Origin of the sequence: Limnohabitans sp. 2KL-3 (genome assembly GCF_001269405.1) — a bacterium.
Lineage (GTDB): Bacteria > Pseudomonadota > Gammaproteobacteria > Burkholderiales > Burkholderiaceae_C > Limnohabitans_A.
Genome location: NZ_CXON01000010.1, coordinates 70,746 through 95,538, shown reverse-complemented (window position 1 = coordinate 95,538; position 24,793 = coordinate 70,746). Strand labels below are relative to the sequence as shown.

Below are 24,793 nucleotides of genomic sequence, written 5' to 3'. Positions count from 1 at the left end.
GTGCCTTAGCCCATCTTGTTGATCGCAAAGCTCTTGATGTAGTCCTCGGGCTTGGCCGGGTCAAACTCTTTGCCCATGATCTTGTACTTGGGGTAAGGCGTGGTGGCGGCAAAGTCGTGGCCGAGCTCTTTCATGTGTTTGCGCGCATCGGTGATGAGGAACACCTTCTCGGCGATTTGTTTGTAGTTCACATCGCCCTTCACATAGCCCCAGCGCTTCATTTGTGTAAGCATCCACACCGCCATGCTCTGCCAAGGCATGGGGTCAAAGTCGGCGCGGTCAGGCACGTTTTGCACCTTGCCCAAACCATCGGCAAATTTACCGGTGAGTACTTGGGCAATCACCGCCTCGGGCTGGTTCAGGTACTGGGCGGGTGAGATGACTTTGGCAATCAGCTCACGGTTGCCCGGCTGGCGTGCCATGGCGGCGGCCGTGAGCACCGCACGGTAAAGCGCGGCAAAGGTGTTGGGGTTCTTCTGAATGAATTCGGTGCTGGTGCCAAAGGCGCAGCAGGGGTGGCCATTCCACAGGTCTTTGGTCAGCATGTGGATGAAGCCGACTTCGTCAAACACCGCACGCTGGTTGAAAGGGTCAGGTCCCAAGAAACCATCGATGTTGCCCGAGCGCAGATTGGCCACCATCTCTGGCGGCGGCACCACGCGGATTTGCACATCGGTGTCCGGGTTGATGCCGTTTTCGGCCAGGTAGTAACGCAGCAAGAAGTTGTGCATCGAGTAATCGAAAGGCACCGCAAACTTGAAACCCTTCCAGTTCTTCGGGTCGCGGTTGTTCTTGTGCTTGACGGCCAGCGTGATGGCCTGGCCGTTCACGTTCTGGATGGTGGCCACGTTCATGGGCGTGGCGTTGGCGCCCAGCCCCATGCTGATGGCCAAGGGCATGGGCGAGAGGAAGTGCGTGGCGTCGTATTCCTTGTTGATCATCTTGTCGCGAATCAGCGCCCAGCCCGCGGTCTTGGTCACTTCGACATTCAGGCCCTGCTTTTGATAAAAGCCCAATGGATCGGCCATGATCAGTGGCGTGGCGCAGGTGATCGGGATGAAACCGATCTTGAGGTTGGTTTTTTCCAGCGGGCCTTTGCTTTGCGCCAAAGCCTGCAAGCTGGCCACAGGCAACACGCTGGCAATGGCGGCCATGGCGGTTTTTTTGCCCACGGCATGCAAGAACATGCGGCGTTCCTGGTCCTGCGGGAACAAGGCCTTGACCAAGGTGGCTTCGATGAATTCTTGGCTGTAGGCCTCGAACTCTGCGGTCTCGGAACGGGCACGCAACTGAGCCGCGGCGGCATCGGCGGCCACCTCGGCGTGGTGGTCGGCGGGTGAATGATCACGTCCGCAGCTGCACTTGAGCATCAGGGGGCGGTCGGCGTTGTAGGGGTCAAAGAATTCAGACATGGCGGCCTCGCTTTGTTGAAGATGCTCAGGTCCATGCAAGCTGTGGGCCAGAAATCGTTGAAAGCGTGCCGTCGGCGGCACGCGGCTTCATTTCGTGAGCGGCTTGTCGACGCGGTGTAGGGCAACCCCTACAGGGGGAATGCCTGCATTTTGTAGAAGCCCCGCCCTTGGGGCGATTCTTGGTGGTTTGCGTGGGTGATCGCGACGGGGGCGTCGCTCCTACAGGGGGAATGCCCTGCATTTTGTGGGAGCTCCGCACTCGGGGCGATGGGTCGTGGTTTGCGTGGGTGATCGCGACGGGGGCGTCGCTCCTACGACAAGAAGCGTTGGTGCAAACATCATCGGGCCGGCTCAATCCATGGCCCGCTCAACGCCCCCCATTCAGGCTTTGTGCGTACAAAGCCAGCTCCACATCGTTCTTGGTGCCGGTCTTTTCCAGGATGCGTGCACGGTAAGTGCTCACCGTGTTGGGAGCCAAGCTCAGCTGCGCACCAATTTCGGTCACGGTGTGGCCTTGGGTCAACAAAAGGTAGACCTGATGCTCGCGGTGCGAGAGCAGTTCGATCCCGCTTTTGGTGCGGCCCTGGCTCACCAGGCTGGCCAGCGCTTCCGCCGTGGCGGGTGTGACGTGCATGCCGCCTGCGGCCACGCGACGCAGCGCCGCCATCAAAGCGTCAGTGTCGGTGCTTTTGTTCAGGTAACCCGATGCGCCCAGCTGAATGCAGCGCACCGCGTATTGTTTTTCTGGGTAGGTGCTGAGCATCAGCACCGGCAAGCAGGGCCAGTCGCGCCGCAAAGCCTGCAAGACATCCAGCCCGTCCATGCCGGGCAGGGCGATGTCCAGCAAGACCACATCAATGCCCTGGGGTCCTTGCAGTTTATAAACGGCATCCAGCACCCCGGGGCCGGTCTCGGCTTCGGCCACCACCTGCAGCAAGGGGTCATCGGCCAAGACCATCTTCAGGCCTTCACGCACGATCTTGTGGTCGTCGCCCAGCAGCACGCGCACCGTGGCGTTCATGTGAGCACCTCACCGTCCGGCAAAGGCATGGACAAGCGCATTCTTGTACCCCGACCAGGTGCACTGTCAATGTCGATGACGCCGCCAAAGTGCCGCGCCCGCTCGCGCATGCCCATGATGCCGTAGGCCTGCGCCGACTCAAACGCTTGGAGCAAGGCACCGCATCCATCGTCTTCCACAGACAGGTGCAGCCAACCTTCACGCTCCACCATGTCCACATCCACCGTGCGTGCGCGGGCGTGGCGGCCCACGTTGCTGAGCATTTCCTGAAAAATGCGAAACACCGCCATGGCCATGGGCTCGGGCAACACGCGTTGCTCGTTCACTTCCATGCACCACTTGAGTTCTTGCTCGGCCGACTGCACAAACTCCTGCGCCTGCCACTCCAGCGCACCCCACAGGCCCTGGTGGTCCAGGATGCTGGGGCGCAGGTCGGTGATGATGCGCCCCACGTTGACCACCGCGTTCTCGATCAGGCGGCTCATGTTTTGGCACTTGCCCCGCATCTTCTCGCGCATGGTTTGCGCTTCTTCGGCGGCCCTCTGCTCTTGTTCGGACAGGCGCTTGTCCAGCCAACCCACGTCCATCTTGAGCGCCACCAGCAAACTGCCCAGTTCGTCGTGCACCTCGCGGGCGATGCGGGTGCGCTCCTCTTCGCGCACAGCGTCGGACCAGGCGGCCAGTTCGCGCAGCTGCTGCAAAGCGGTTTCCAGCGCATGGGTGCGTTCGGCCACGCGCACTTCGAGCTCGTCCTTGGCTCGGTGCAAGGCCTCTTGGGCCCGCTTGCGCTCGGTGATGTCCACAAAGGTGACCACCGCGCCGCGCACCTGGCCCTGGTCAAACACCGGGTAACTGGCGTACTCCACAGCAAAGCTGCTGCCGTCTTGCCGCCAGAAGACCTCGCTGTCGATGCGGCAAGGCTCGCCTCGGCGAAAGGCGTTGTAAATGGGGCAGTCGTCCATGGGGTAATGCGCCCCGTCACCATGCGAGTGGTGCGTCAGGATGTGCATGTTCTGGCCCAGCACCTGCTCGGGCTCAAAGCCGATCATTCGCGCACCGGCCGGGTTGATGAAAACACACAGCCCCTCCAGATCCACCCCAAACACGCCCTCACCGGTCGAAGCCAGCATGAGGCCCAAGGGGTCACGCCAGGCATCCGGGTTGTCCTGCCCCACTGTTCTGAAGTTCTGAAAATCGAATTGCATGCTGGCGAACATGCAAGGCCTGTGCCATGCCCACTTTCAATGGATCGGGGGTTTCATGCACAAAGCTCAACAAAACTCGGGGCTTGAGGCCTCCCATCCTTCTTTCAAAATGCATTATTTAGTATTCATTAAAATCACCGTTTTGTTGTTCATTCGGCATCCAATGCGCTTGCCCTTGGCAGCCTCAAACCGCAACCGTCCCCCTTTTTGGCCCCATGTGGGTTGACCATGAAAAAATTACGCCTGTGCCTTGCCTATGGTTTAAATCTGGTCGCTTGCACCAGCGTCTCCTTGAGCGACGCCCAACAAGACCAGCAGGTCAAATCCTTTCAAGCCCCCGCCCATCAGGCCGGCATTTACATCTATCGCCACGAAATTTTGGCAAGCACGGTGAAGATGGCGGTGTCGCTTGACGGCCAAACCATCGGGCACACAGCCGCCAAAACATTTTTGTACAAAGAAGTTGCACCCGGCAAACACACACTGACCTCGGTGTCAGAAAACACCTCCACCCTGGACCTGCACGTCAAAGCAGGCAAGCTCTATTACGTCTGGCAAGAGGTCAAAATGGGCATCCATTCTGAAAGAAGCAAATTGCACCTGGTGAGCGAAACGCTGGGTCAACGCAGCGTTCTCGAGACCCAGATGGTGCAAACCCGCTGACTTGCACGCGCTTTGGGGTATGCAAGTGACAGACAAGTTCGTCCTGATCGTCACAATGGCAACTTCCCAACCCCTTTAGTGAAGATGCCATGCCCGCCCCTCTGACCGACACCATTCGATTGCAAGGTGCCTCCAATTTCCGAGATGTCGGCGGCTACCGGACTCACGATCTGCGACGCGTCAAAACCGGCCAAGTGTTTCGATCCGACCATCTGGCGGGTTTGAGCTTGGACGATCTGTCGCAACTCAAACGTCTGGGCATTGGCCACAGCCTGGATTTTCGCGGCGCAAACGAGTGCATGGCCACGCCTTACGACATTGCGGGCGTGCAGCGGGTCGCGCTGACGATTGAGCCCACCGTGATCGCACGCATGCAAGCCTTGGTGGCCCAGGGCATCGTTCCCAGCACCGAAGAAACGATCAACTTGATGCGCGAGACCTACCGCGATTTTGTCAACCACAACGCCCACACCTTTGGTCGGTTTTTAAAGCACTTGCTGGAACACCCCACACCGCAAGTTTTTCACTGTACAGCGGGCAAAGACCGGACCGGGTTTGCTGCTGCGTTGCTGCTGTCGGCCTTGGGCGTGGACCGCGCCACCATCGAGCACGACTATCTGCTGACCAACCAGCTGTACAAGCGTGACACACGACTGGAAGGCCAAGGCCACCCCCATGTCATGAAAGTGCTGTGGCAAGTGCAGCCCGAGTTTTTGCATGCAGCGTTTGAAGCCGTCGACACGCAGCACGGGGGCATGCGCGACTACCTGCACGGGGCCATTGGCCTGAGCCCGCAAGAGCTGCTGGAACTGCAGCGGATGCTGCTGGAGGATGAAGGCCACACGCCATAAGGGCTGTTTTGGCGTCATCTGGCCCCTGCGTGTCCCCCTTAAAAACGATAAAGTGTTTGTTTTTGATGCCCTTTGGAGTTTGGAATGAATGCACCTTTGCACCGCGAAATGCCCTCTGGGCACCTGGACAGCGCTTTGGCACTGAAAGAAGTGACACAAGCTTGGGACGGCTCGATTTTGTCCGAGCTCAAAAAATACATCGAGATTCCAGCCAAATCACCCGCCTTCGATGCCGATTGGGCCGCCAACGGCCACATTGAAACCGTTTTGCGCCATGCCGCCGATTGGGTGCTGGCGCAAAAAGTCGAAGGCTTGAAGCTCGAAATCATCCGCTTGCCTGGCCGCACACCCGTGATGTTCTTTGAAGTGGACGCCACCCGCAGTGCTGACCAAGGTTCTGGCCAAACCATCTTGATGTATGGCCACATGGACAAGCAGCCCGAATTCAACGGCTGGCGCAATGACCTTGGCCCATGGACCCCGGTTTATGAAGACGGCAAGCTGTATGGCCGGGGCGGCGCTGACGATGGCTATGCGGTGTACGCCAGCATCGCGGCGGTGCAAGCACTCAAGAGTCAAAAAACACCACACCCACGCATTGTCGGCGTGATCGAAACCTGCGAAGAGTCAGGCTCCTACGATCTGCTGCCCTATGTGGACGCGTTGCGCACCCGCTTGGGTGATGTGGGCTTGGTCATTTGCCTGGACAGTGGGGCAGGCAACTACGACCAACTTTGGTTGACCACCAGCTTGCGCGGCATGGCCAGCGGCACCCTGAAGGTGCAAATCCTGACCGAGGGCATCCACTCGGGCGACGCCTCGGGCTTGGTGCCCTCGAGCTTTCGCATCATGCGCCAAGTGCTTGACCGACTCGAAGACAGTGCCACCGGGCGATTGCTGCCCGCCAGTTTCCATTGCGAAGTGCCCACCGAGCGGCTGGCGCAAGCCCAAGCCACGGCCGCCATTTTGGGCGATGAGGTCTACAAACGATTTCCCTGGGCGCACTATGACTGTGGCGGCTCCACCAGTTTTGCCCTGCCCACCACCACCGACCCCACCCAAGCCCTGCTCAACAGAACGTGGACACCCACGCTCAGCGTGACTGGTGCCGATGGCTTTCCGGCCTTGAAAGATGCGGGCAATGTGCTGCGGCCCTACACCGCTTTCAAACTCAGCTTGCGCCTGCCCCCCTTGGTGGACGCGGCGCAGGCCGTGGCCGAAATGAAAGCCTTGCTGGAGGACAACGCACCCTACCAAGCGCGGGTGACATTTGAATCCAATGGTGGCGCCACAGGCTGGAACGCTCCCGACACCTTGCCTTGGTTCGAGCAAGCGCTCAACAGCGCCAGCCAAGCGCACTTTGGCGCACCGGTGGGCTACATTGGCCAAGGCGGCACCATCCCGCTCATGAACATGTTGAGTGCCGGTTTTCCCCGAGCTCAAATGATGGTCTGTGGTGTGCTCGGCCCCAAAAGCAACGCGCATGGGCCGAACGAGTTTTTGCATGTGCCCTATGCGCAGAAACTCACCGCATCGGTGGCCGAAGTCATGGCCCGCATGCCCTGAAGCTCGGCTGCGCCTCTCAAGCACCCGGTCCAATCAACAGGGCAGCCATTGGCCTGCCATGGATCACAGGGGGTCATGAGTCGCGCTGGCGGCTTGAACAATGGCTGCTTCCAAGGCGCGGGTGTGGGCCACCACATCCCATGCCTTGTTCTTCTTTAAGCGCTGGCGCAAACCTTTTTTGAGCTTGACCAAAGCTTGGCGATCTTTGGCCATTTTTTGGGCAATGGCCACGTAATCTTCATCGTCTTGGGCCACCCACTCGGACAAACCGGCGGCTGTCATGAAGCTCGCGCCCATGCGAGACACAAAATGTGCGCCCATTTGCGTCACCACGGGCACCCCCATCCACATGGCTTGCAAGCTGGTCGTGCCACCGTTGTAGGGCACGGGGTCCAGGGCGATGTCCACGTCGGCGTACTCGGCCATCATGTCGCTCAGGCCCACAGGGCCCCGAAATTCCACCCGGGCCATGTCCACACCCAAGGCCTGCAAGCGTTCGGTAAAAATCTGCTGAGCCGCCTCGTCGCTGAAGCTGGGGGCCTTGAGCAGCAAACGCGAATCAGGCACCGCTGCCAACACTTTGGCCCACAAGGCCAGCGTGCGCGGCGTCAACTTGGGCACATTGTTGAACGAGCCAAAAGTCAATGGCCTTTGCGCCGTGGCCGCTTCATGGGCCGGGTAGGGGTAATCGTCTTCGGGTGCATAGCAAAACACGGTGCCGGGCAAACGCAAGACCTGTTCGGTGTACAGACGCTCGCAGCCTTCGGGCGTGACCACGGCATCGCCCAAAATAAAGTCCATGTTGGGCACCCCGGTCGAGCCGGGGTAACCCAAATACGTCATCTGCACCGGTGCTGCGCGTTGCGCAAATAACTGCATGCGGTGCTGGCTGGTGTGACCGGCCATGTCCAGCAACACGTCAATGCCATCGGCATCGATGCGTTTGGCCAGTTGTGTGGTGTTCAACGCCCCCACCTCGACCCAGTGTTCGGTGCGCGTGCGGGCCAAGGCGGTTTGTTCGTCATGAGAATCACCCACAAAGTACATGGTCAATTCAAACTTTGACCGGTCCAACTCGCGCAACACCGGTTGCATGAAAATATTGACCGGGTGTTGATGGTGAAAATCGGCCGACACAATGGCCAGTTTCAGGCGGCGGCCTGACAAAGGCGCACGCACAAACGAGGCACGACTGCGTGCGCCATCGCCCCAATGTGCAAACAAATCGCGGTGCAAATCGGCCACCTGCTGTGCTGTTGGGGTGTCGCTGTACAAAGAACTCATGGCCGCACTGGACGCGTACCCCGAGTCCTTGTCCTCGGATTTGGCCAGGGCCATGTACAAAGCCAGGGCTTGATCGGCATCGCCCACTTTGCCGGCCACAGCGGCACGCAATGAACGTGCCCCCGGCATGGGGGCGAGGGCTTCGGCTTGCTGCAACACCAACTCGGCCTCGTGCATCTGCCAGCATTCGGCCAGCAGGTGCGCCAAGTTCCAGTGCGCCCAAGAACTTTGGGGGTAGAGCGCAACACAGCGGCGAGAAATTTCAATCGCTTCTTGCCAGAAATTGTTGCGAAAACTCAGTGCCGCCAAGCGCGACAAGGTCGACTCCTGGGTGGCAACCGAAGCCAAGGTCAACAAACGCATGGCTTTGTCGCGCTGGCCCAGCCGCAGCCAGGCTTTGGCCGCATCCATTTGGATTTCAGCGGCCAGGTTGGCCAAATCTTCCGGCTTGTCGGCGCGGGTTGCTTTGAGGGCCTCGTTGAAGCAGTTCAGTGACTCTTGGGCATGGCCCAGTTCGAGCACGTATTGCCCCATGAACCAGTGGACCTGACGCACGGCATCTTGATCCTTGGCGGCGGCTTTTTGCACCGCCTCGTTGTAGGCCCGATTGGCCAGTTCGGTGTGCCCTTGCTGCGCCATCACGCGGGCCATGGCCAGATAAGCTTCGAAGCGTTGTGGCGACACATCCATGGCACGCTGGTAGGCCGCCGAGGCCTGCGCTAGCTCACCCATTTGTTTGCACAAATGCCCAGCTTCCAGCCAAACGCTGAATTGGCCCGCATCGAGGCGCAAAGTTTGCGCAAACGCTTCTCGCGCGGCAATCGCCTGACCCAATTTCACCAGGCATCGGGCTTTCATGAAGTGCGCCGGGACCAAGCCCGCATGGGCTGCCAATGCGTTTTCGGCACACAAGAGGGCCTGCTGCCAGTCACCTGTTTTGTAGGCGGCATTGGCCTCGTTGAACGCCATGGCGGCGGTCGTTTCGTTTGTTGCTGCATTCATGATGGACACTTTCACCTTGTTTTTGTGACATTTTCACTTAATCTGAAGGAGCATTGATGTTCTTTTGAACTGAAAAAATTTCTCATCGCATGTGCAAGACACGGATTTGTGCACCCTGCAAGGTGACGCCAACCTTGCCGAGAAACCACCATGGGTGTGCCATCGATCCCTTGAAACAAGTGCCTGGCCTGCCTTCGGTCGTCCGCGGCACCCAACGCTCTCACGCCTGTTGATCTGCCCATTTTTTACGCTTCGGCGACAATGGCGCACTTGTCTTTTGTCACATTCCACCCCGCATGACCCCCTTGAACTACACCCGCGCCCAGGCGCTGCCCGAGATCCTGAAAAACCGCATCGCCATCCTCGATGGGGCCATGGGCACCATGATCCAGCGCTTTAAATTGTCCGAGGCCGATTACCGGGGTGAGCGTTTCAAGGACTTCCCCAAAGACGTCAAGGGCAACAACGAACTGCTGAGCCTGACCCGACCCGACGTGATCCGTGACATCCACGAAGGCTATTTGGCCGCCGGGGCCGACCTGATCGAGACCAACACCTTTGGCGCGACCACAATCGCTCAGGCCGACTACGACATGCAGCACCTGGCCCGAGAGATGAACCTGCAGTCTGCCAAGTTAGCCCGCGCGGCCTGCGACAAATTCTCCACCCCCGACAAGCCGCGCTTTGTGGTCGGTGCCTTGGGGCCCACGCCCAAAACAGCCAGCATCAGCCCCGACGTGAACGACGCCGGTGCACGCAACGTGACTTTTGAAGAATTGCGTGCGGCCTATTACGAGCAGGTCCAAGCCCTGGTCGAAGGCGGCTCCGACGTGCTGTTGGTTGAGACGATTTTTGACACCCTGAATGCCAAGGCCGCGCTGTTTGCGATTGAAGAGTACTTTGAAGCCAGCGGTGAGCGACTGCCGCTGATCATCAGCGGCACGGTGACCGATGCTTCGGGCCGCATTTTGAGCGGCCAGACCGTGACGGCTTTTTGGCACAGCGTGCGCCACGCCCAGCCCCTGGCCATTGGCCTGAACTGCGCTTTGGGCGCGACGCTCATGCGCCCCTACATCCAGGAATTGAACAAGGTGGCGGGCGACACCTTCATCAGTTGCTACCCCAACGCCGGCCTGCCCAACCCCATGAGCGACACCGGCTTTGACGAAACGCCCGAAGTCACCAGCCGTTTGCTACACGAATTTGCCGCCGAAGGCTTGGTCAACATCGTGGGCGGCTGTTGCGGCACCACCCCTGAGCACATTGGCGCGATTGGCCGTGCCGTGGCCCCCTTGGCACCACGCAACGTGCACAGCGGGTTTTTCTACAAAGAAGCGGCCTGAAACCCCCGTTGTCCATCCCCCTGTTGGGCACTTGTTGGCCGCAGCCATCAACAGGTTCTGTCCTGTCAAAAAAGTGCTCACTTCGTGGCTCCAATTGACCCAAGTCAAAACCTGTTTCTGTAAGACCTATAGAGTTGGACTTTGTTTAACCGATACAGGAGACCCTGATGAAAATCTTATTGGCCGTGGATGGCAGCGAATACACCAAAAAAATGCTGGCCTACCTGACCACGCACGACGATCTCTTCAGTGCCAACAACAGCTACACCTTGCTGACCGTGAACCCCCAGTTGCCTCCCCGCGCTCGTGCTGCAGTGGGCAAGGACATTGTTGAAGCCTATCACCGCGAAGAGGCCGAAAAAGTGCTGGGCCCTGTCACCAAGTTTTTGGCCCGCCACGAAATCGATGCCAAAACCATGTCCAAAGTGGGGCACGCTGGCGAAACCATTTCCAAAACAGCCGTGAGCGGCAAATTCGATCTGGTGATCATGGGCTCCCATGGCCATGGCGTCTTGGGCAATTTGGTCATGGGTTCAGTGGCCACCCAAGTCCTGGCACACTGCAAAGTGCCCGTCTTGTTGGTGCGCTGATACCCATTCAGCCCTTGGATGCCCACCTTGTGCAAGATGGGCATCCCCTCCCATGGGGTACTCAGGCCCCATGAAGCCATAACCTGTGGTGATACCTCAACCCACACAATTTCAATTCCCACAGCCATCATCCGCTTTTATAGTCCGTCCGCTGGGCAGTTTTCACCCGGCACCAAGGAGTGATGGCTGATGGCGCTGGAGATGGATCGCTTTGAACAAAGCACAGAGGTCGGTCTTTTTGACATGGGCTGCATGGGTGATGTGGGGCCCCGGGCCCATTGAGCATGTCACCACAGGCCATTGATCTGCATGCGCATTGGTTGCCGCCGGTGATGGCACAGGCCTTGCGTCAGCGCCATGACCAAGTGCCGCGCATTGATGCCTTGGCAGACGGCTCAGAGCATATGGTCATGCCCTCTGGCACATTGAATTTCAACACGGACTTCACCTCGGCCTCTCAGCGATTGGCGCACATGTCACAGCTGGGGGTGGGCAAGCAAATGTTGTCCCTGCCGGGCTTGTTTGGCATCGACTGCTTGCCTTTTGACCAATCGGCTCCTTTGGTGCGCATTTTCAATGACGCTTGTGCGGGCCTGTGCCAAGCCCATCCCGAACGCTTTTGCGGACTTGCCGCACTGCCATGGGTCAATCTGCATGCGGCCGTGGCCGAACTGCGACGGGCGCGATTGGAGTTGGGCCTGTTGGGTGCCATTTTGCCGGTGGAGGCCTTTCGCAGCGAGGCCAGTGCCGCCCAATTGCTGCCCTTGTTTGAAGCGGCCGAAGACCTGGGCGCACACTTTTTGGTGCACCCAGGACTCATGCCAGACAGCGCAGCCTTGCCATTGGTCCCACCTGACCACCACTGGGCTCGGCAGGCCTTGGCGGTTCAGCACGATGTGGGGCAGGCCATGGTGACCTTGCTGTTGTCGGACTTTTTGCGCCCTTGGCGCAACATCACCGTCCAAGTGGCCCATCTGGGCGGGAACTTTGGCGCAGTGGTTGAGCGCATGGACTTGATGCAGTCTTTGCATCATCCCACACGCGCTTTGCCATCGCGCCGGACACGGGCTGTGTGGGTAGACTGCGCATCCATGGGTCCGCAGGCCCTGGAACAAGCGGTGGCGGTATTCGGTGCAGACCGTGTGGTGCTGGGCACCGATGGCCCCATCTTTGATCCGGCCAAAACTTTATCGGCCATTCGTCATTCGCGCCTTTCGGCTGCCGACCAAGCCCTGATCCTGCACGGCAATGCAGCGGCTTTGTTGGCACGCTTGTCTTGACAACCGGAGCACTGGGCTTGGGCAAGATCCATTCACCAGTTTGTCGGTGAAAGGCTGCAGCTGTCGGCCACAGCCTGTTTTTTGGGCCGGTTATGCTTGAGCCATGCCTTTGAACGACCGACTCAAAATGCGTCACCTTCGAACCTTGTTGGCCATTGCCGAACAGGGCTCCTTGGTGCGAGCGGCCAAAGCCTTGAACATTTCGCAACCTGCGGTGACCAAAACCCTGACCGAGCTCGAAGACATCACCGCTCAGTTGCTTTTTGAACGCTCACCCAAGGGGGTGACATTGACCGCAGCAGGCCGGATTTTGGTGCGCCATGCGGGGGCGGGCCTTCGGACGATCCACGATGGCTTGTCCAGCCTGTCGAGTCATGAAGAGGGCGATGCCCCCACGCTGGTGATCGGCGCATTGCCCAATGTGGGTGCCACCGTGGTGGCCCCGGCCCTGGTTAGGTTTGCCGCTGTCTGGCCCCAGGCCCGTTTGACGGTGCGTGCAGGCTACAACGCGCCCTTGATTTCGGCCCTGAAGCAAGGCGCTCTGGACATGGTGGTGGGCCGCTTGGCAGAACCGTCTGCCATGCAAGGGCTGAGTTTTGAGTACCTCTACACCGAGCCTTTGCTGCTGGTTGTGCGCCCAGGGCACGAGTTGGCCCGGCTTTCCTCCATTCATCCAGACTTGTTGTACCGCTACCGCTTGGTGCTGCCAGATGCCAGCACAAGTGTGCGTGAAGCTGCCAACCGTTTTTTCATGACCTTGGGGGGTGGTTTGCCCAGACACACCATCGACACCATCGACTTGTCCTTTGGACGAAGTTATGTCTTGCAAAGTGATGCGGTCTGGTGCATTCCGCTGGGTGCCATTGAAAATGACTTGCAACAAGGCACTGTGGTGCGCCTGCCCATCGACACGCGCGGCACCGAAGGGCCGGTGGGCGTGACGCTGCGCGTGGAACACACGCCTTCCGAAGCTTTGTTGCAGGTTCTGGATGAAATTCGCATCAGTGCGGCGGCACGCATAGGGTCCATGGCCAGGCTCAACACCTTGCGCTGAGGACTTCAGCGTGCTTTGAGGCCCTCAAAGCAAGAACTCATCACCATGTCCAAAATCTGCTCTTCGGTGTGCTGTTCACCCATTTTGAGGAACTCCAGCACCGGGTCACAAGCCCGTGCAAACAAGGTGTAGAGCACCGCCACAGCGGGCAATGCCGGATTGATCTGGCCCTTGGCTTGGGCCTCTTCGATCCAGCCACCCAAAGCGTCGCTGACTTCCATCAAGCCATCCATGTACTCTTTGCTGGCCATCAAGGTGGTGCGCAAACTGGAGTTCTGGCTGGGCAAAGAGGGCATTTGGCCTTGCAGTTTGAGTGTCATGGTCCAGCGTGTCGCAGCCTTGAGCTTGTCCATGGGCAGCCCGTCGGGGGGCAGTTGCTGGATGAATTCCTGTGCCCTTTGCATGGCGGTGACCATGGCGGCGCAGGCCAGCTCTTCCTTGCTGGTGAAATGTTTGTAAAGACTGGCTTTGGCAATGCCCACTTCAGCGGCCACTTCGTCCACCGTCATCGCATCAAAACCTTTTTCGGCCAACAAACGGTTGACCGACTGGATGATGGCCGCCTCGCGGGCCGCCAGCATCTGGACTTTGAAAGACTTTTTGGGCGGTTTGGCGATTTCAATATTCATATTTTTTATTTTAGCCCCGTGGCCCAAAAAATGACCCCTGTGTTAACGCTTCATCCCTGTGGTTCACGGGGTGGTTACAGGGCCCACAACTCAGACCAAGGGTTTTCCATGAGCCCAACTTCAGAGTTTGTGCAAGCCAGCCACCCCCTGCACGATTTCAAAACGGGCCTGCACGCCAAACTGGGCATCGGCTTTGACGGGATTGGCGGTGGTGCGCATTTCAGCAACCATGCGCTCGGGTTTCACATCCAGCACGGTATACCCCCTCTCGTCAGATCGGGCGTGCACGATGTCGGGGTTGGACGCCCGGATTTGGGCCAACAGGTTTTCACCCAAGCCGCGCGAAGTGATGGAGGTGGCCACCAGTTCGGCTGCCACGATGGGGGACTTGTCGTTGTTGGGCTGCACACGCAGTTGCGAGGCCACGTTCATGTGCACATCCCCGCCCAATAGAACCACGTTTTGCAAACGGGCCTCGGCGATGGTGCTCAACAAGCGCTCTCGGGCTTTGGGGTAACCGTCCCAACCATCGGTGAAAGCGCTGCGGCCCAGCGGTGTGTCAACGCCGCTGGAACTCATTTGGGTGGACTGTGCCAACAATTTCCAGCACCGCTGGCTTTGCGTCAAGCCCTCGTTCAGCCATTGTTCCTGCGCAGCGCCCAACATGCTGCGGCCCGGGTTGGCCAAAGCGTCGCAGCCCACCACCACGCGGCCACCGCCCCGGTTCGGGTCTGGGCAGGCATGGTGGTCACGGTATTGGCGGCAGTCCAGCGTCCACACATCGGCCAGACGCCCCCATGCCATTCGGTCATGGATGCGCATCTGGCTGGGCTGGCTGGGGTCTGGCCCCAAACGGACGGGCATGTGTTCAAAATACGCTTGGTAGGCAGCCGCACGGCGGCGCAAAAACACCTGCGCATCGGTGAATTTTTGGTCCAGGTCGTTGGCGTAATCGTTCACCACTTCGTGGTCATCCCACGTCATGACCCACGGGTGTGCTGCATGGCAGGCACGCAAATCAGCATCCGATTTGTACTGGGCATGGCGCTCGCGGTACTCGTCCAACAGCATCGGTACCCCGCCTTCATGCTTGCGCACAATGAAGCGGGGATTGGTGCTCTCGTAAATGTAATCGCCCACAAACAAGACCAAATCCAGATCGCGTTCGGCCATGTCCCGGTGCGCAGCAAAGTAACCTTGCTCAAAGTGCTGGCACGAGGCCAAGGCCATGCGCAGGCGTGGCACCGCTTCGTTCAGTGCCGGGCTGGTGCGGGTCCGGCCCACCGGGCTGATCGCATGTCCGCAGACAAAACGGTACCAATAGTGCCGCCCGGGCTGCAAACCACTGGCCAGCACATGCACGCTGTGCGCTCGGCTGGCGTCGGTTTGTACCAGCCACTGCCTGACGGGCTGGCGCAAAGCCTCGTCGGCAAACACCTCACACACCACCGATTGCGCACGCCCGCGTTGCGCCTCGTCAACAGGTGCCATGCGCAAGCGGGTCCACAACACCACACTGTCAGGTTGGGGCTGACCACTGGCAACGCCCAAACTGAAGGGGTCGCTTTGCCAGCGCGGTCCCCCTGCAGAAGCGGCGCTTTGCACCGACTGCGCCTGGGCACAGGCCCCCAACCACGGCGTCAATGCCAGCGCCAAGGCCTGGCGGTTCAGTTGGCGACGATTTACTGAAAATCTGTTCATGTCAAAACGCTCTTGCAGAGCCACAAAAAGGAGAAGTTCAAAACATGTTACCCGGCCCTCTAAGGGCTGGGCATCACGGGTGACAGACCCCCACCGTGGTGCACGGCACAATCGGGGCCATGAACGTGCCGCACCCCCATCGCAAAGACCATCTGGACGCCCTGGCCGTGGGGATCTTGCTGGTTTGTTGCATGTTTTGGGGGTTTCAGCAGGTGTTGGTCAAAACCACGGTCACGCTCATCCCGCCGGTGTTCATGTCGGCGGTGCGTGGTGTGGGGGCCAGTTTGTTGCTGCTGCTGTGGTGCCAATGGCGCGGCATCCGGCTGTTCGAGCGCGATGGCAGTTTGTGGGGTGGTTTGCTGGTGGGCAGTTTGTTTGCCGCTGAATTTGCGTTCATTTACATCGGCTTGCAACACACCTCGGCTTCGCGGCTGACGGTGTTTTTGTACACCTCGCCTTTTTGGGTGGCGGCATTGGTGCCCTTGTTCATTCGCAGCGAACGCTTGCGCCCGGCACAGTGGGCCGGCATGGCGTGCGCTTTTGCCGCCGTGGTGTTTGCACTGCGCGATGGCTTGAGCGAGGGTGCAGCCACTGGCGACTGGATGGGCTTGGCCGCAGGCGCCTTGTGGGGCCTGACCACGGTGACCATCCGGGCTAAAAACCTCACCCGCATCCCTGCTGAAAAACTGTTGTTCTACCAAATTGCCCTGAGTGCAGGGCTCTTGCTGGTCTTGTCCTACCTGATGGGCGAGTCTTGGTCGGGTCATTGGAGCCCCTTTGCTCTGGGCTCGGTGGCCATACAGGCGGTGTTGGGGGCGTTTGCCAGTTACCTGGCTTGGATGTGGATGTTGGGCCGGTATCCGGCCACGCAAATTTCTGCTTTTGTGTTCATGACCCCGCTGTTTGCATTGCTGTTTGGCATGCTGTGGCTGGGCGAAACGGTGACCTTGACTTTGCTGCTGTCGCTGGTGCTGGTGGCTGTTGGCATTGTGCTGGTCAACCGCAAATGAGCCCCTGACACCCGTCGAAGCTGGCCCCGTGTGGCTCAAAAATACCGTGTTATTTCCATTTTCAGAAAGAAGGCCATGACTTACCAAGCCCTGCAAATCAACAAAGACGACGCCGGTTACCGCTGCACCCTGCAAACGCTCGACGACAACGCCTTGCCCGAAGGGGACGTGACGGTGCAGGTGGACTATTCCACGCTCAATTACAAAGACGGCCTGGCCATCACCGGCAAATCACCCGTGGTGCGCAAGTTCCCGCTCACGCCGGGCATTGACCTGTCGGGCACGGTGACAGACAGCCAGCACCCGCTGTTCAAAGCAGGTGACTCCGTCGTTTTGAACGGTTGGGGCGTGGGCGAGAGCCACAGCGGCGGTTTGGCACAAAAGGCTCGGCTCAAAGGCGACTGGTTGGTGAAACTGCCTGCCGCCTTCACCCCGCGCCAAGCCATGGCCATTGGCACCGCAGGCTACACCGCCATGCTGTGCGTGATGGCGCTGCAAAAGCACGGCGTCACGCCCGGCAGTGGCGACATTTTGGTCACGGGTGCGGGCGGCGGCGTGGGCAGCGTGGCCATTGCACTGCTGGCCAAGCTGGGCTATCGCGTGGTGGCCAGCACCGGCCGCTTGCAAGAGGCCGACTACCTGCGCGAGCTGGGCGCGGCCGATGTGATGGACCGGGCCGAACTGTCTGCCCCCGGCAAACCACTGGCCAAAGAGCGCTGGGCCGGCGTGGTCGACACCGTGGGCAGCCACACCTTGGCCAATGCCTGCGCCAGCACGAAATATGGCGGCGTGGTCACGGCTTGCGGCCTGGCCCAGGGCATGGACTTTCCTGGCTCGGTCGCACCCTTCATCTTGCGTGGTGTGACGCTGGCGGGCATCGACAGCGTGATGGCCCCGCGAGCCGTGCGCGAGGCAGCTTGGGCGCGTTTGGCCCAAGACCTGGACCCACTGCAACTGGAGCGCATCACCCGCGAAGTGGGTTTGGCCGATGCCGTAGCACTGGGCAGCGAGATCTTGGCCGGGCAGGTGCGCGGGCGGGTGGTGGTGAATGTGAACCGCTGAGCGGACGCAGATCACCCGCGCTTTGAACCATCACCCTGACCCGAGGCCTTAGGCCTGAACGGGCGGGGTGGTCTTGCTGGCCGGCAAAAAGGGGCTCAAATCAACCCCTTTGCACAAATTGATCAATTCGGCACCGCTGTTGACGTTCAACTTTTGATAAATGGTGGCCCGGTGCTTTTTGGCCGTGCCGGGCTGAATGCCCGTCACCTCAGCGATGCCTTTGTTCGTCAAGCCCTGAACGATGAGCATGAAGATTTCTTTTTCTCGGTTGGACAGCACATTGAAGACGCGGCGCACCGTGTCTGTGCTGACAAACTCCTGGTGGCGACGACGGTCAATGTCCATGGCCTTTTCAAGGATCAGGCAAAGCTTGTCGCGGCTGAAAGGCTTGAGCACAAAGTCAATGGCACCATGACGAAATGCCTCGATGATTTCGGTTTTCTCACTCTCACCGCTGATGAACACAATGGGCGTTCTGCGTCCAATGCTGAGCAACTTGTTTTGCAGCTCTAGCCCGGTCAAACCCGGCATGCGCATGTCGAGCAACACCACCGCAGGTGAAATGTCCAAGGCGTTGTTGAGAAATGCCTGTGCGTTGTCAAAGGTGTCAACGGTGTAACCCAGGCGGACCAGCATGTCTGCCAGGTAAAACCGCACGTCATGGTTGTCGTCGACCAAAAATACGTGACCCAGTCGATTGTTCATGGTTGCTGATATTGCTTAATAATTGTCAACAATTTAACAAAAATGTCAGCATTGGGAATTACCCAATTGGGTATTTTTACAACATCATAACTACATATTGACCGACCAAAAGGAACTTAACGCTTGCTTTTTTGAGTTTTGGCTTGCCGATCCACCCAGCGAGCGTGATCTTCGGGGTAGACCTGTTGCAATCGGGCCAGATGAAAGGCCCATACATCGTCTTCATCCAGCAATTGAGCGGCTTCGATCAGTTGCAAGACCACCCGAGGATCGGGCGTGCTCAGCAGCAGCTCTTGGCTCGCCTCCAGCACCCAGCGAGCGTTGTCTGGGGTGACGCGGGTGGTGGTGAGCTCGGCAAAAAGAGCCGCTGTTTCAAAAAACCAGCTTCGCTGAGCCACCTCAAGGGGCTTGTCTCGCCAAACTGCCCAGCGCTGTGCAGGTGGCAGATAAATTTGGCGCACCTGCTGGTAGTCATAGGCCAGGCATGCCAGGGCAGACAAAACAAGCAAGGCAGCGCTTTTCAGGCTGTTGGATGCCCGCATGCTCCACCAGATTTGCCCTCCCATGACCCACAGGCACAAAACAATGGCGATCTGAAAGGGTCCGTACCACAGCGGGTATTCAAGAGCGCTGTGCACAGCGATCACGCCCAAAACACCCCACCCCATGCAGCGATCAGCCCCCTGCGCTTGCCAAGGTTTGGCCATCCAGACAGCAGCCATGAGGGCCAGCATCAGCGCTGCAGCAGCAGGTATTCCCCAGACAACGGCCAAGTGCAGCGGCAAATTGTGGGCATTGCCCATGACAGCGCAAAAGCGGGTGTCACCATAATCGGTGATGTAGTGGGCATGGCGTAGCGCATCCCAGCCCCAACCACTCAGTGGTTTTTGGGCCAGCAAATGCAGCACATTGGACCAAAGCACTTTGCGACTGCCGCACCCGTCATCCGTGGTCATGCGGACCATGGCGTTGAATGTGGCTTGCCCCGTCATGTGTTGCAGGCTCCATGGCAACACCCAAGCGGCCAGTGTGTAGACGCCCAACGCAAAAACGCACAAGCGCAGCAACTGACGCATGCGGGCTTGTCGCCATTGCAGGGCCATCCAAAGGGTGATGCCCACCAATTGCAGCAAACCCGTGCGCGAGGACGTGGCGGCCAGTGCGGTGCACAGCACGGCCGTCATGATCCAAGCTTGCACGGATGTCAAGCCATGAAGACGCCACCACAAAACGGCCAGCAAGCCCATGCTGAGCAACGTGGCCAGCTGGTTGCGCTGGCGCAGGTTGCCAACAGCATCGCCCAAATAATCTGGCACATGCACCAGCGGCCAAAACGCCTCGGCTTTGCCAAAATACTGGATCAAACCGATGACGCTGCTGATCAAGGCCGCGATGGCCCAGCTGTGAAACACCGCAGAAACGGTGACCTGTCGCCAGCCGAACGCGGCCAAAGCCAGACATGCCCAACTGATCAGCCAAGGCATGACATTGGAGACAGGGCCTGGCGCATAAGGCTGCACCCAAGGCAAAACCAAGACAAGCAGTACGCCCCAGTGCGGGGGCGTGTTGTGCAGTGGGTGATGGGGCTCAGCCAATGACATGGGCTGACGCATGAGAGGACGCCCGGCAAGGCTCGGGCGCTGTCATCGTGAATTCAGGATTCAAGAGGCCTTGCACGAGGCGGGCAGGTACTTGACCGGCAAGCCGTTGCTGCTTGCAGGACCACAACGCCAGCTGGCGATGGGTTTGCCACCGTCGGTGCTGCCATTGATGGCGGTGTCACCGGTTTGCAAAGGGGTCAAGCTGATGCTGTTGGCCGATGCGCTGGTGTTGCCCCGCAAGGCCTCGTGGTTGCCCACCACCGTGATCACACCATTGGCATCGGCCGCGATGCTGGTGACGTATTTGCTGGTCTGGGTTTCGCAAACTTTGGGCAGACTGGCCGCCACATTGGCCTCAGAGGCCGAGCTGATCGCTTCGCTGACCGAGGTCTTGCAGCCATTGGCCGCCAGCAGCATTTCAGAAACCTTGGCCCGAATGGTGTAGTCCTGATAGGCCGGCAGGGCCAAGGCCCCCAAGATACCAATGATCGCAATCACGATCATCAGCTCGATCAATGTCAAACCCTGTTGCCTTTTTTGCATGGCATTTGCTCCCTGGTGAATGAACAACCATGGTAAATCATCCCCCCCTCAAACTCCAGTGTGGGTGATGGGTATTTTGAAGTCACCAACGAACAACAGCCCCAAGTCGCCAAACGACTTGGGGCTGCACAGGCGCATCAGGTTTAAGCCGCGTTGTTCGGGGCTGCGCGGCGGGCCATGATGAATTTGCCCAAAGCCAACACCAGCAAAGCGCCAGCAATGCCCAAGCCGTAACCCCAGGATTTGTCTTGCGGCAGGTAAGCCACCAGACCGGGATCGGTCTGGATCATGGTGCCGGCAATCCAGCCCAGCAGCATACCGCCAGCGGTGATGATGATCGGGAAACGGTCCATCAACTTGAGCACCAACTGGCTGCCCCAGACAATGATCGGGATGCTGACCAGCAAGCCAAAGATGACCAAAGGCATCTGGTGGTCGGCGTTGCCCGAAGTCTGAGCGGCACCGGCGATGGCGATCACGTTGTCCACGCTCATGACCAAGTCGGCAATGATCACGGTTTTGACCGCGCCCCAGAGCTTGTCGCTGCCCTGGATGTTGCTGTGGTCGTCTTCTTCATCGGGGGTGAGCAGTTTCACACCAATCCAGATGAGCAAGAGTGCCCCCACAAACTTGAGGAAAGGAATGGCCAGCAAGGTGAGCGCAAAAAAGATCAGGATCACGCGCAGCACGATGGCACCGGCTGTACCCCACATGATGCCTTTGGTGCGCTGGTGATCTGGCAATTGGCGGCAAGCCAGCGCGATCACCACAGCGTTGTCGCCACCCAGCAGAATGTCGATCATGATGATCTGCCCGACGGCAAACCAAAAGGTAGGGGTCAGAAATTCTTCCACAGTGTTCCTTTCACCCGGCAAGGCGGGCACTAATATTCGATTTGCAAAAAGAAAGCCGGATTTTCCCTCGGAAAACCCGGCTATTCTATTGTGGCAAACCACAGCCCCTTGAGGAGCTGGGTCTTGTCGCCTGCGCGAATGCGCTGATTACTTCAGCTGAGCTTTGAGCAGTTTGCCCAGTTCAGACGGGTTGCGTGTGACGATGAAGCCACACTCTTCCATGATGGCCAGTTTGGCATCGGCCGTATCGGCACCGCCAGAGATCAGGGCACCTGCGTGGCCCATGCGCTTGCCGGGAGGGGCAGTCACACCGGCGATGAAGCCCACCACGGGCTTTTTCATGTTGGCTTTGCACCACTGAGCGGCTTCGGCTTCGTCTGGACCGCCGATTTCACCGATCATGATGACGGCGTCGGTGTCTGGATCGTCGTTGAAAGCCTTCATCACGTCGATGTGCTTCAAACCGTTGATCGGGTCGCCACCGATACCGACGGCGCTGGATTGGCCCAGGCCCACTTCGGTCAACATCGCCACGGCTTCATAGGTCAAAGTGCCCGAACGGGACACCACGCCGATGCGGCCTTTGCGGTGGATGTGACCGGGCATGATGCCGATCTTGATTTCGTCGGGCGTGATCAAGCCGGGGCAGTTGGGGCCCAGCAGCAAGGTGCGCTTGCCACCAGCGGCTTCTTTGGCCTTCATCTTGTTGCGCACTTCGAGCATGTCACGGACTGGAATGCCTTCTGTGATGCAAATCGCCAAATCGAGGTCGGCTTCCACAGCTTCCCAAATGGCAGCGGCTGCACCGGCTGGGGGCACGTAGATCACGGACACGGTCGCGCCCGTGTTTTGAGCAGCTTCTTTGACCGAGGCGTAAATTGGGATGTTGAAGATGGACTCGCCAGCCTTCTTGGGGTTCACGCCCGCGACGAAGCAGTTTTTGCCGTTCGCGTATTCCTGGCACTTCTCAGTGTGGAACTGACCGGTCTTGCCGGTGATGCCTTGGGTGATGACTTTGGTGTCTTTGTTGATGTAGATGGACATGTTTGTTCCTAATCAGTTGCGGACGGCGCTGATCGAACCGTCCTGCAAAGTCATTACTTAACGGCTGCGACGATGGCTGTCGCGGCTTCGGCCATGGTGTCGGCAGAGATGATCGGCAGACCGGATTCGGCCAGCATCTTCTTGCCCAGCTCGTCGTTGGTGCCCTTCATGCGCACGACCAATGGCACGGACAGGTTCACGGCCTTGCAAGCGGTGATCACGCCGGTGGCGATGGTGTCGCACTTCATGATGCCGCCGAAGATGTTGACCAGAATGCCTTTGACATTCTTGTTGGCCAGCATGATCTTGAAGGCTTCAGTCACTTTTTCGGCTGTAGCGCCGCCGCCCACGTCCAGGAAGTTGGCGGGCTCGCCGCCGAACAACTTGATGGTGTCCATGGTGGCCATGGCCAAGCCAGCACCGTTGACCAGGCAACCGATGTTGCCGTCCAGGCTGATGTAGGCCAAGTCGAACTTGGAAGCTTCCACTTCAGCAGGATCTTCTTCGTCCAAATCGCGGAAGGCCACGATTTCGGGGTGACGGAAGAGGGCGTTGGCGTCGAAGTTGAACTTCGCGTCCAGGGCCATCACATTGCCTTTGCTGTCGCGGTTCAGGGGGTTGATTTCCACCAACGAAGCGTCGGTTTCCATGTAGCACTGGTACAGCTTTTTGAAGATGTCCACGGCTTGGGCGGTGGAGTCTGCTGGCATGCCGATGGCATCTGCGATCTTCTTGGCTTGTGCATCGCCCAAACCAGTCAACGGGTCGATAAACTCGGTGATGATTTTTTCTGGGGTGCTGTGGGCAACTTCTTCAATGTCCATGCCGCCTTCGCTGGAAGCGATGAAAGCAATCTTTTGAGTTGCACGGTCAGTCACGACTGACACGTAATATTCTTTGTGGATGTCAGCGCCGTCTTCGATGTAGAGGCGTCGGACTTTTTGGCCTTCGGGGCCAGTCTGGTGGGTCTTGAGCTGCATGCCCAGGATCTCGCCAGCGATGCGCTTGACGTCTTCAATGGTCTTGGCCACTTTGACGCCGCCGCCCTTGCCACGGCCACCGGCGTGGATCTGGGCTTTGACCACCCACACGGGGCCGCCCAGTTTTTGAGCGGCTTCAACAGCCTCTTGAACGGTGAATGCCGGGATGCCACGGGGGACTGGCACGCCGAATTGACGCAAGATTTCCTTGCCTTGGTACTCGTGAATCTTCATGAGGTCTTCTCTCAGAGGGGGTGGTAATTTTCGACCGGTCTGCCAGGCAGCCCGAATTTTGGCCGGGCGCGTCAGCAGGCTCTGGACACTGCAGCGTGCGACTGTATCATGCTGCAATGCACCAATCCTGAGCCTCGCGTCTTACATTGACATGACGTTGAGAGTTTGAATTTTTGTGAAAGCAAGTCCCATGGCCAAAATATTCATCGATGGCGAAGCCGGCACCACTGGTTTGCAAATCCGCGAGCGTCTGGCGCTCATGCCTCAAATCGAGGTCTTGAGCATTGACCCCGCCCGCCGCAAAGATCCCGAAGCCAAGCGGGAGCTGATGGCTGCCGCCGACCTGGTGGTGCTGTGTTTGCACGACGAAGCATCAAAGGAATCGGTCGCCATGATCGATGCCTTGCCAGGACGTCAACCCAAAATTGTGGACGCCTCCACGGCCTACCGCTGCCACCCGGACTGGGTCTACGGATTTCCCGAACTGTCGGCCCAGCAAGCCAGCGCCGTGCGCGAGGCGCAACGCGTGTCCAACCCAGGTTGCTACGCCACTGGTGCCATTGCCATCTTGCGGCCTTTGGTCGATGCAGGCCTGGTGCCCCCAGACTTTGCGGTGTGTTTGCCTTCAGTGAGTGGTTACTCCGGTGGTGGCCGCACCATGATCGAAGACTTCGAAGCCGGCCGGGCCCCTTTGCATGAAGCCTACGCTTTGGGCCTCAAGCACAAGCACATTCCCGAGATCATGCGTTACACCGGCTTGACCTGCCGCCCCTTGTTTGTGCCTGCCGTGGGCAACTTCCGTCAAGGCATGTTGGTGCAGTTGCCACTGCATCTGGACGCCTTGCCCGGCCAACCGACAGGCGCTGATTTGCACGAGGCTTTGCATGCCCATTACGCCGCCAGCCAAACCACAGGCGCTTGGGTCAGCGTGCTGCCTGCCACGGAAGACGCCAAGCTCGACGCCACGGCGCTGAACAACACCAATCAGCTGGAAATTCGGGTGTTTGCCAACGAAGACGCCCGCCACGCCGTGGTGATTGCCCGCCTGGACAATCTGGGCAAAGGTGCCAGCGGCGCAGCGGTGCAAAACATCGAATTGATGCTGGGCTTGTAAACAGCTTGCGCTTTGTCCATGGCTGCCAAGGCCATGGCTGATTTG

The 24,793-nt window shown here is 59.0% G+C and carries 22 protein-coding genes; 10 read left to right on the top strand and 12 right to left on the bottom strand.

Annotated features, from left to right (window positions below; translation table 11 throughout):
* Window positions 1-5: 5 nt before the first annotated feature.
* The 3 genes from AMM41_RS13455 to AMM41_RS13445 form a co-directional block, all read right to left on the bottom strand.
* Window positions 6-1,412 carry a CmpA/NrtA family ABC transporter substrate-binding protein gene (locus AMM41_RS13455; protein ID WP_089959438.1) on the bottom strand — a complete coding sequence of 469 codons (1,407 nt, stop codon included), beginning with the start codon at window positions 1,410-1,412 and terminating at the stop codon, window positions 6-8.
* Between the two features lie 367 nt (window positions 1,413-1,779).
* Window positions 1,780-2,433, bottom strand: a complete 654-nt coding sequence (locus AMM41_RS13450; protein WP_089959434.1) for a response regulator — start codon at window positions 2,431-2,433, stop codon at window positions 1,780-1,782.
* The gene (locus tag AMM41_RS13445) at window positions 2,430-3,638 is read right to left on the bottom strand and encodes a sensor histidine kinase (RefSeq protein ID WP_089959581.1); all 1,209 of its coding nucleotides are present in this window, start codon (window positions 3,636-3,638) and stop codon (window positions 2,430-2,432) included. The genes AMM41_RS13450 and AMM41_RS13445 overlap by 4 nt, the downstream gene beginning before the upstream one ends.
* A 228-nt stretch (window positions 3,639-3,866) precedes the next feature.
* Here AMM41_RS13445 and AMM41_RS13435 point away from each other — a divergent pair, with 228 nt between their 5' ends.
* The 3 genes from AMM41_RS13435 (at window position 3,867) to AMM41_RS13425 (ending at window position 6,718) form a co-directional block, all read left to right on the top strand.
* Entirely contained in the window at window positions 3,867-4,301 is a 435-nt protein-coding gene (locus AMM41_RS13435; protein WP_089959427.1) for a DUF2846 domain-containing protein, read from the top strand.
* An 89-nt stretch (window positions 4,302-4,390) separates the two neighbouring features.
* Window positions 4,391-5,152 (top strand): tyrosine-protein phosphatase, encoded by a 762-nt coding sequence (locus tag AMM41_RS13430; protein ID WP_089959423.1) that lies wholly within the window; start codon window positions 4,391-4,393, stop codon window positions 5,150-5,152.
* An 84-nt stretch (window positions 5,153-5,236) separates the two neighbouring features.
* The gene (locus AMM41_RS13425) at window positions 5,237-6,718 is read left to right on the top strand and encodes a M20 family metallopeptidase (RefSeq protein WP_089959418.1); all 1,482 of its coding nucleotides are present in this window, start codon (window positions 5,237-5,239) and stop codon (window positions 6,716-6,718) included.
* Between the two features lie 63 nt (window positions 6,719-6,781).
* On the opposite strand, the gene AMM41_RS13420 is transcribed toward AMM41_RS13425, so the two are convergent.
* Window positions 6,782-9,004: a tetratricopeptide repeat protein gene (locus tag AMM41_RS13420; protein WP_194944785.1), complete on the bottom strand. Its 2,223-nt coding sequence runs from the start codon at window positions 9,002-9,004 to the stop codon at window positions 6,782-6,784.
* A gap of 296 nt (window positions 9,005-9,300) precedes the next feature.
* Here AMM41_RS13420 and AMM41_RS13415 point away from each other — a divergent pair, with 296 nt between their 5' ends.
* From AMM41_RS13415 to pcaQ, 4 genes are all read left to right on the top strand, one after another.
* A complete protein-coding gene (locus AMM41_RS13415) occupies window positions 9,301-10,347 on the top strand; it encodes a homocysteine S-methyltransferase family protein (protein ID WP_089959411.1) in 1,047 nt (348 codons plus the stop codon).
* 167 nt (window positions 10,348-10,514) lie between these two features.
* Window positions 10,515-10,937, top strand: a complete 423-nt coding sequence (locus tag AMM41_RS13410) for a universal stress protein (RefSeq protein WP_089959406.1) — start codon at window positions 10,515-10,517, stop codon at window positions 10,935-10,937.
* Between the two features lie 284 nt (window positions 10,938-11,221).
* Complete coding sequence (locus tag AMM41_RS13405) at window positions 11,222-12,217, top strand: amidohydrolase family protein (RefSeq protein WP_089959403.1); 996 nt, start codon at window positions 11,222-11,224, stop codon at window positions 12,215-12,217.
* 127 nt (window positions 12,218-12,344) lie between these two features.
* Window positions 12,345-13,271, top strand: a complete 927-nt coding sequence (gene pcaQ / locus AMM41_RS13400; protein WP_158273237.1) for a pca operon transcription factor PcaQ — start codon at window positions 12,345-12,347, stop codon at window positions 13,269-13,271.
* A 5-nt stretch (window positions 13,272-13,276) separates the two neighbouring features.
* Here pcaQ and AMM41_RS13395 read toward each other — a convergent pair whose 3' ends face one another.
* Together AMM41_RS13395 and AMM41_RS13390 are read right to left on the bottom strand one after the other, a co-directional pair.
* Window positions 13,277-13,900, bottom strand: a complete 624-nt coding sequence (locus AMM41_RS13395; RefSeq protein WP_089959394.1) for a TetR/AcrR family transcriptional regulator — start codon at window positions 13,898-13,900, stop codon at window positions 13,277-13,279.
* A 120-nt stretch (window positions 13,901-14,020) separates the two neighbouring features.
* Window positions 14,021-15,601: an alkaline phosphatase D family protein gene (locus AMM41_RS13390; RefSeq protein WP_089959577.1), complete on the bottom strand. Its 1,581-nt coding sequence runs from the start codon at window positions 15,599-15,601 to the stop codon at window positions 14,021-14,023.
* Between the two features lie 119 nt (window positions 15,602-15,720).
* Between AMM41_RS13390 and AMM41_RS13385 the strand changes: the two genes are divergently transcribed.
* Window positions 15,721-16,611 carry a DMT family transporter gene (locus AMM41_RS13385; protein ID WP_089959390.1) on the top strand — a complete coding sequence of 297 codons (891 nt, stop codon included), beginning with the start codon at window positions 15,721-15,723 and terminating at the stop codon, window positions 16,609-16,611.
* A 75-nt stretch (window positions 16,612-16,686) separates the two neighbouring features.
* Window positions 16,687-17,673, top strand: coding sequence for an acrylyl-CoA reductase (NADPH) (locus tag AMM41_RS13380; RefSeq protein WP_089959386.1), 987 nt, complete (start codon window positions 16,687-16,689; stop codon window positions 17,671-17,673).
* 48 nt (window positions 17,674-17,721) lie between these two features.
* Here AMM41_RS13380 and AMM41_RS13375 read toward each other — a convergent pair whose 3' ends face one another.
* From AMM41_RS13375 to sucC, 6 genes are all read right to left on the bottom strand, one after another.
* The gene (locus tag AMM41_RS13375) at window positions 17,722-18,378 is read right to left on the bottom strand and encodes a response regulator transcription factor (protein WP_089959382.1); all 657 of its coding nucleotides are present in this window, start codon (window positions 18,376-18,378) and stop codon (window positions 17,722-17,724) included.
* A gap of 116 nt (window positions 18,379-18,494) precedes the next feature.
* Window positions 18,495-19,991, bottom strand: a complete 1,497-nt coding sequence (locus AMM41_RS13370; protein ID WP_089959379.1) for a PglL family O-oligosaccharyltransferase — start codon at window positions 19,989-19,991, stop codon at window positions 18,495-18,497.
* A gap of 48 nt (window positions 19,992-20,039) precedes the next feature.
* Window positions 20,040-20,522 carry a pilin gene (locus AMM41_RS13365; protein WP_089959375.1) on the bottom strand — a complete coding sequence of 161 codons (483 nt, stop codon included), beginning with the start codon at window positions 20,520-20,522 and terminating at the stop codon, window positions 20,040-20,042.
* A 143-nt stretch (window positions 20,523-20,665) separates the two neighbouring features.
* Window positions 20,666-21,376, bottom strand: coding sequence for a TerC family protein (locus AMM41_RS13360; protein ID WP_089959573.1), 711 nt, complete (start codon window positions 21,374-21,376; stop codon window positions 20,666-20,668).
* A gap of 147 nt (window positions 21,377-21,523) precedes the next feature.
* Complete coding sequence (gene sucD / locus AMM41_RS13355; RefSeq protein WP_089959371.1) at window positions 21,524-22,420, bottom strand: succinate--CoA ligase subunit alpha; 897 nt, start codon at window positions 22,418-22,420, stop codon at window positions 21,524-21,526.
* 53 nt (window positions 22,421-22,473) lie between these two features.
* Window positions 22,474-23,634 (bottom strand): ADP-forming succinate--CoA ligase subunit beta, encoded by a 1,161-nt coding sequence (sucC, locus tag AMM41_RS13350; protein WP_089959366.1) that lies wholly within the window; start codon window positions 23,632-23,634, stop codon window positions 22,474-22,476.
* A gap of 190 nt (window positions 23,635-23,824) precedes the next feature.
* On the opposite strand from sucC, the gene argC reads away from it, so the two are divergent.
* Entirely contained in the window at window positions 23,825-24,748 is a 924-nt protein-coding gene (argC, locus tag AMM41_RS13345) for an N-acetyl-gamma-glutamyl-phosphate reductase (RefSeq protein WP_089959363.1), read from the top strand.
* Window positions 24,749-24,793 lie beyond the last annotated feature (45 nt).

Coding starts and splice junctions, on each gene's coding strand:
- AMM41_RS13455 (WP_089959438.1), bottom strand. CDS start 1,412: ATGTCTGAATTCTTTGACCCCTACAACGCCGACCGCCCCCTGATGCTC.
- AMM41_RS13450 (WP_089959434.1), bottom strand. CDS start 2,433: ATGAACGCCACGGTGCGCGTGCTGCTGGGCGACGACCACAAGATCGTG.
- AMM41_RS13445 (WP_089959581.1), bottom strand. CDS start 3,638: ATGCAATTCGATTTTCAGAACTTCAGAACAGTGGGGCAGGACAACCCG.
- AMM41_RS13435 (WP_089959427.1), top strand. CDS start 3,867: ATGAAAAAATTACGCCTGTGCCTTGCCTATGGTTTAAATCTGGTCGCT.
- AMM41_RS13430 (WP_089959423.1), top strand. CDS start 4,391: ATGCCCGCCCCTCTGACCGACACCATTCGATTGCAAGGTGCCTCCAAT.
- AMM41_RS13425 (WP_089959418.1), top strand. CDS start 5,237: ATGAATGCACCTTTGCACCGCGAAATGCCCTCTGGGCACCTGGACAGC.
- AMM41_RS13420 (WP_194944785.1), bottom strand. CDS start 9,004: ATGAATGCAGCAACAAACGAAACGACCGCCGCCATGGCGTTCAACGAG.
- AMM41_RS13415 (WP_089959411.1), top strand. CDS start 9,301: ATGACCCCCTTGAACTACACCCGCGCCCAGGCGCTGCCCGAGATCCTG.
- AMM41_RS13410 (WP_089959406.1), top strand. CDS start 10,515: ATGAAAATCTTATTGGCCGTGGATGGCAGCGAATACACCAAAAAAATG.
- AMM41_RS13405 (WP_089959403.1), top strand. CDS start 11,222: ATGTCACCACAGGCCATTGATCTGCATGCGCATTGGTTGCCGCCGGTG.
- pcaQ (WP_158273237.1), top strand. CDS start 12,345: ATGCGTCACCTTCGAACCTTGTTGGCCATTGCCGAACAGGGCTCCTTG.
- AMM41_RS13395 (WP_089959394.1), bottom strand. CDS start 13,900: ATGAATATTGAAATCGCCAAACCGCCCAAAAAGTCTTTCAAAGTCCAG.
- AMM41_RS13390 (WP_089959577.1), bottom strand. CDS start 15,601: ATGAACAGATTTTCAGTAAATCGTCGCCAACTGAACCGCCAGGCCTTG.
- AMM41_RS13385 (WP_089959390.1), top strand. CDS start 15,721: ATGAACGTGCCGCACCCCCATCGCAAAGACCATCTGGACGCCCTGGCC.
- AMM41_RS13380 (WP_089959386.1), top strand. CDS start 16,687: ATGACTTACCAAGCCCTGCAAATCAACAAAGACGACGCCGGTTACCGC.
- AMM41_RS13375 (WP_089959382.1), bottom strand. CDS start 18,378: ATGAACAATCGACTGGGTCACGTATTTTTGGTCGACGACAACCATGAC.
- AMM41_RS13370 (WP_089959379.1), bottom strand. CDS start 19,991: ATGCGTCAGCCCATGTCATTGGCTGAGCCCCATCACCCACTGCACAAC.
- AMM41_RS13365 (WP_089959375.1), bottom strand. CDS start 20,522: ATGCAAAAAAGGCAACAGGGTTTGACATTGATCGAGCTGATGATCGTG.
- sucD (WP_089959371.1), bottom strand. CDS start 22,420: ATGTCCATCTACATCAACAAAGACACCAAAGTCATCACCCAAGGCATC.
- sucC (WP_089959366.1), bottom strand. CDS start 23,634: ATGAAGATTCACGAGTACCAAGGCAAGGAAATCTTGCGTCAATTCGGC.
- argC (WP_089959363.1), top strand. CDS start 23,825: ATGGCCAAAATATTCATCGATGGCGAAGCCGGCACCACTGGTTTGCAA.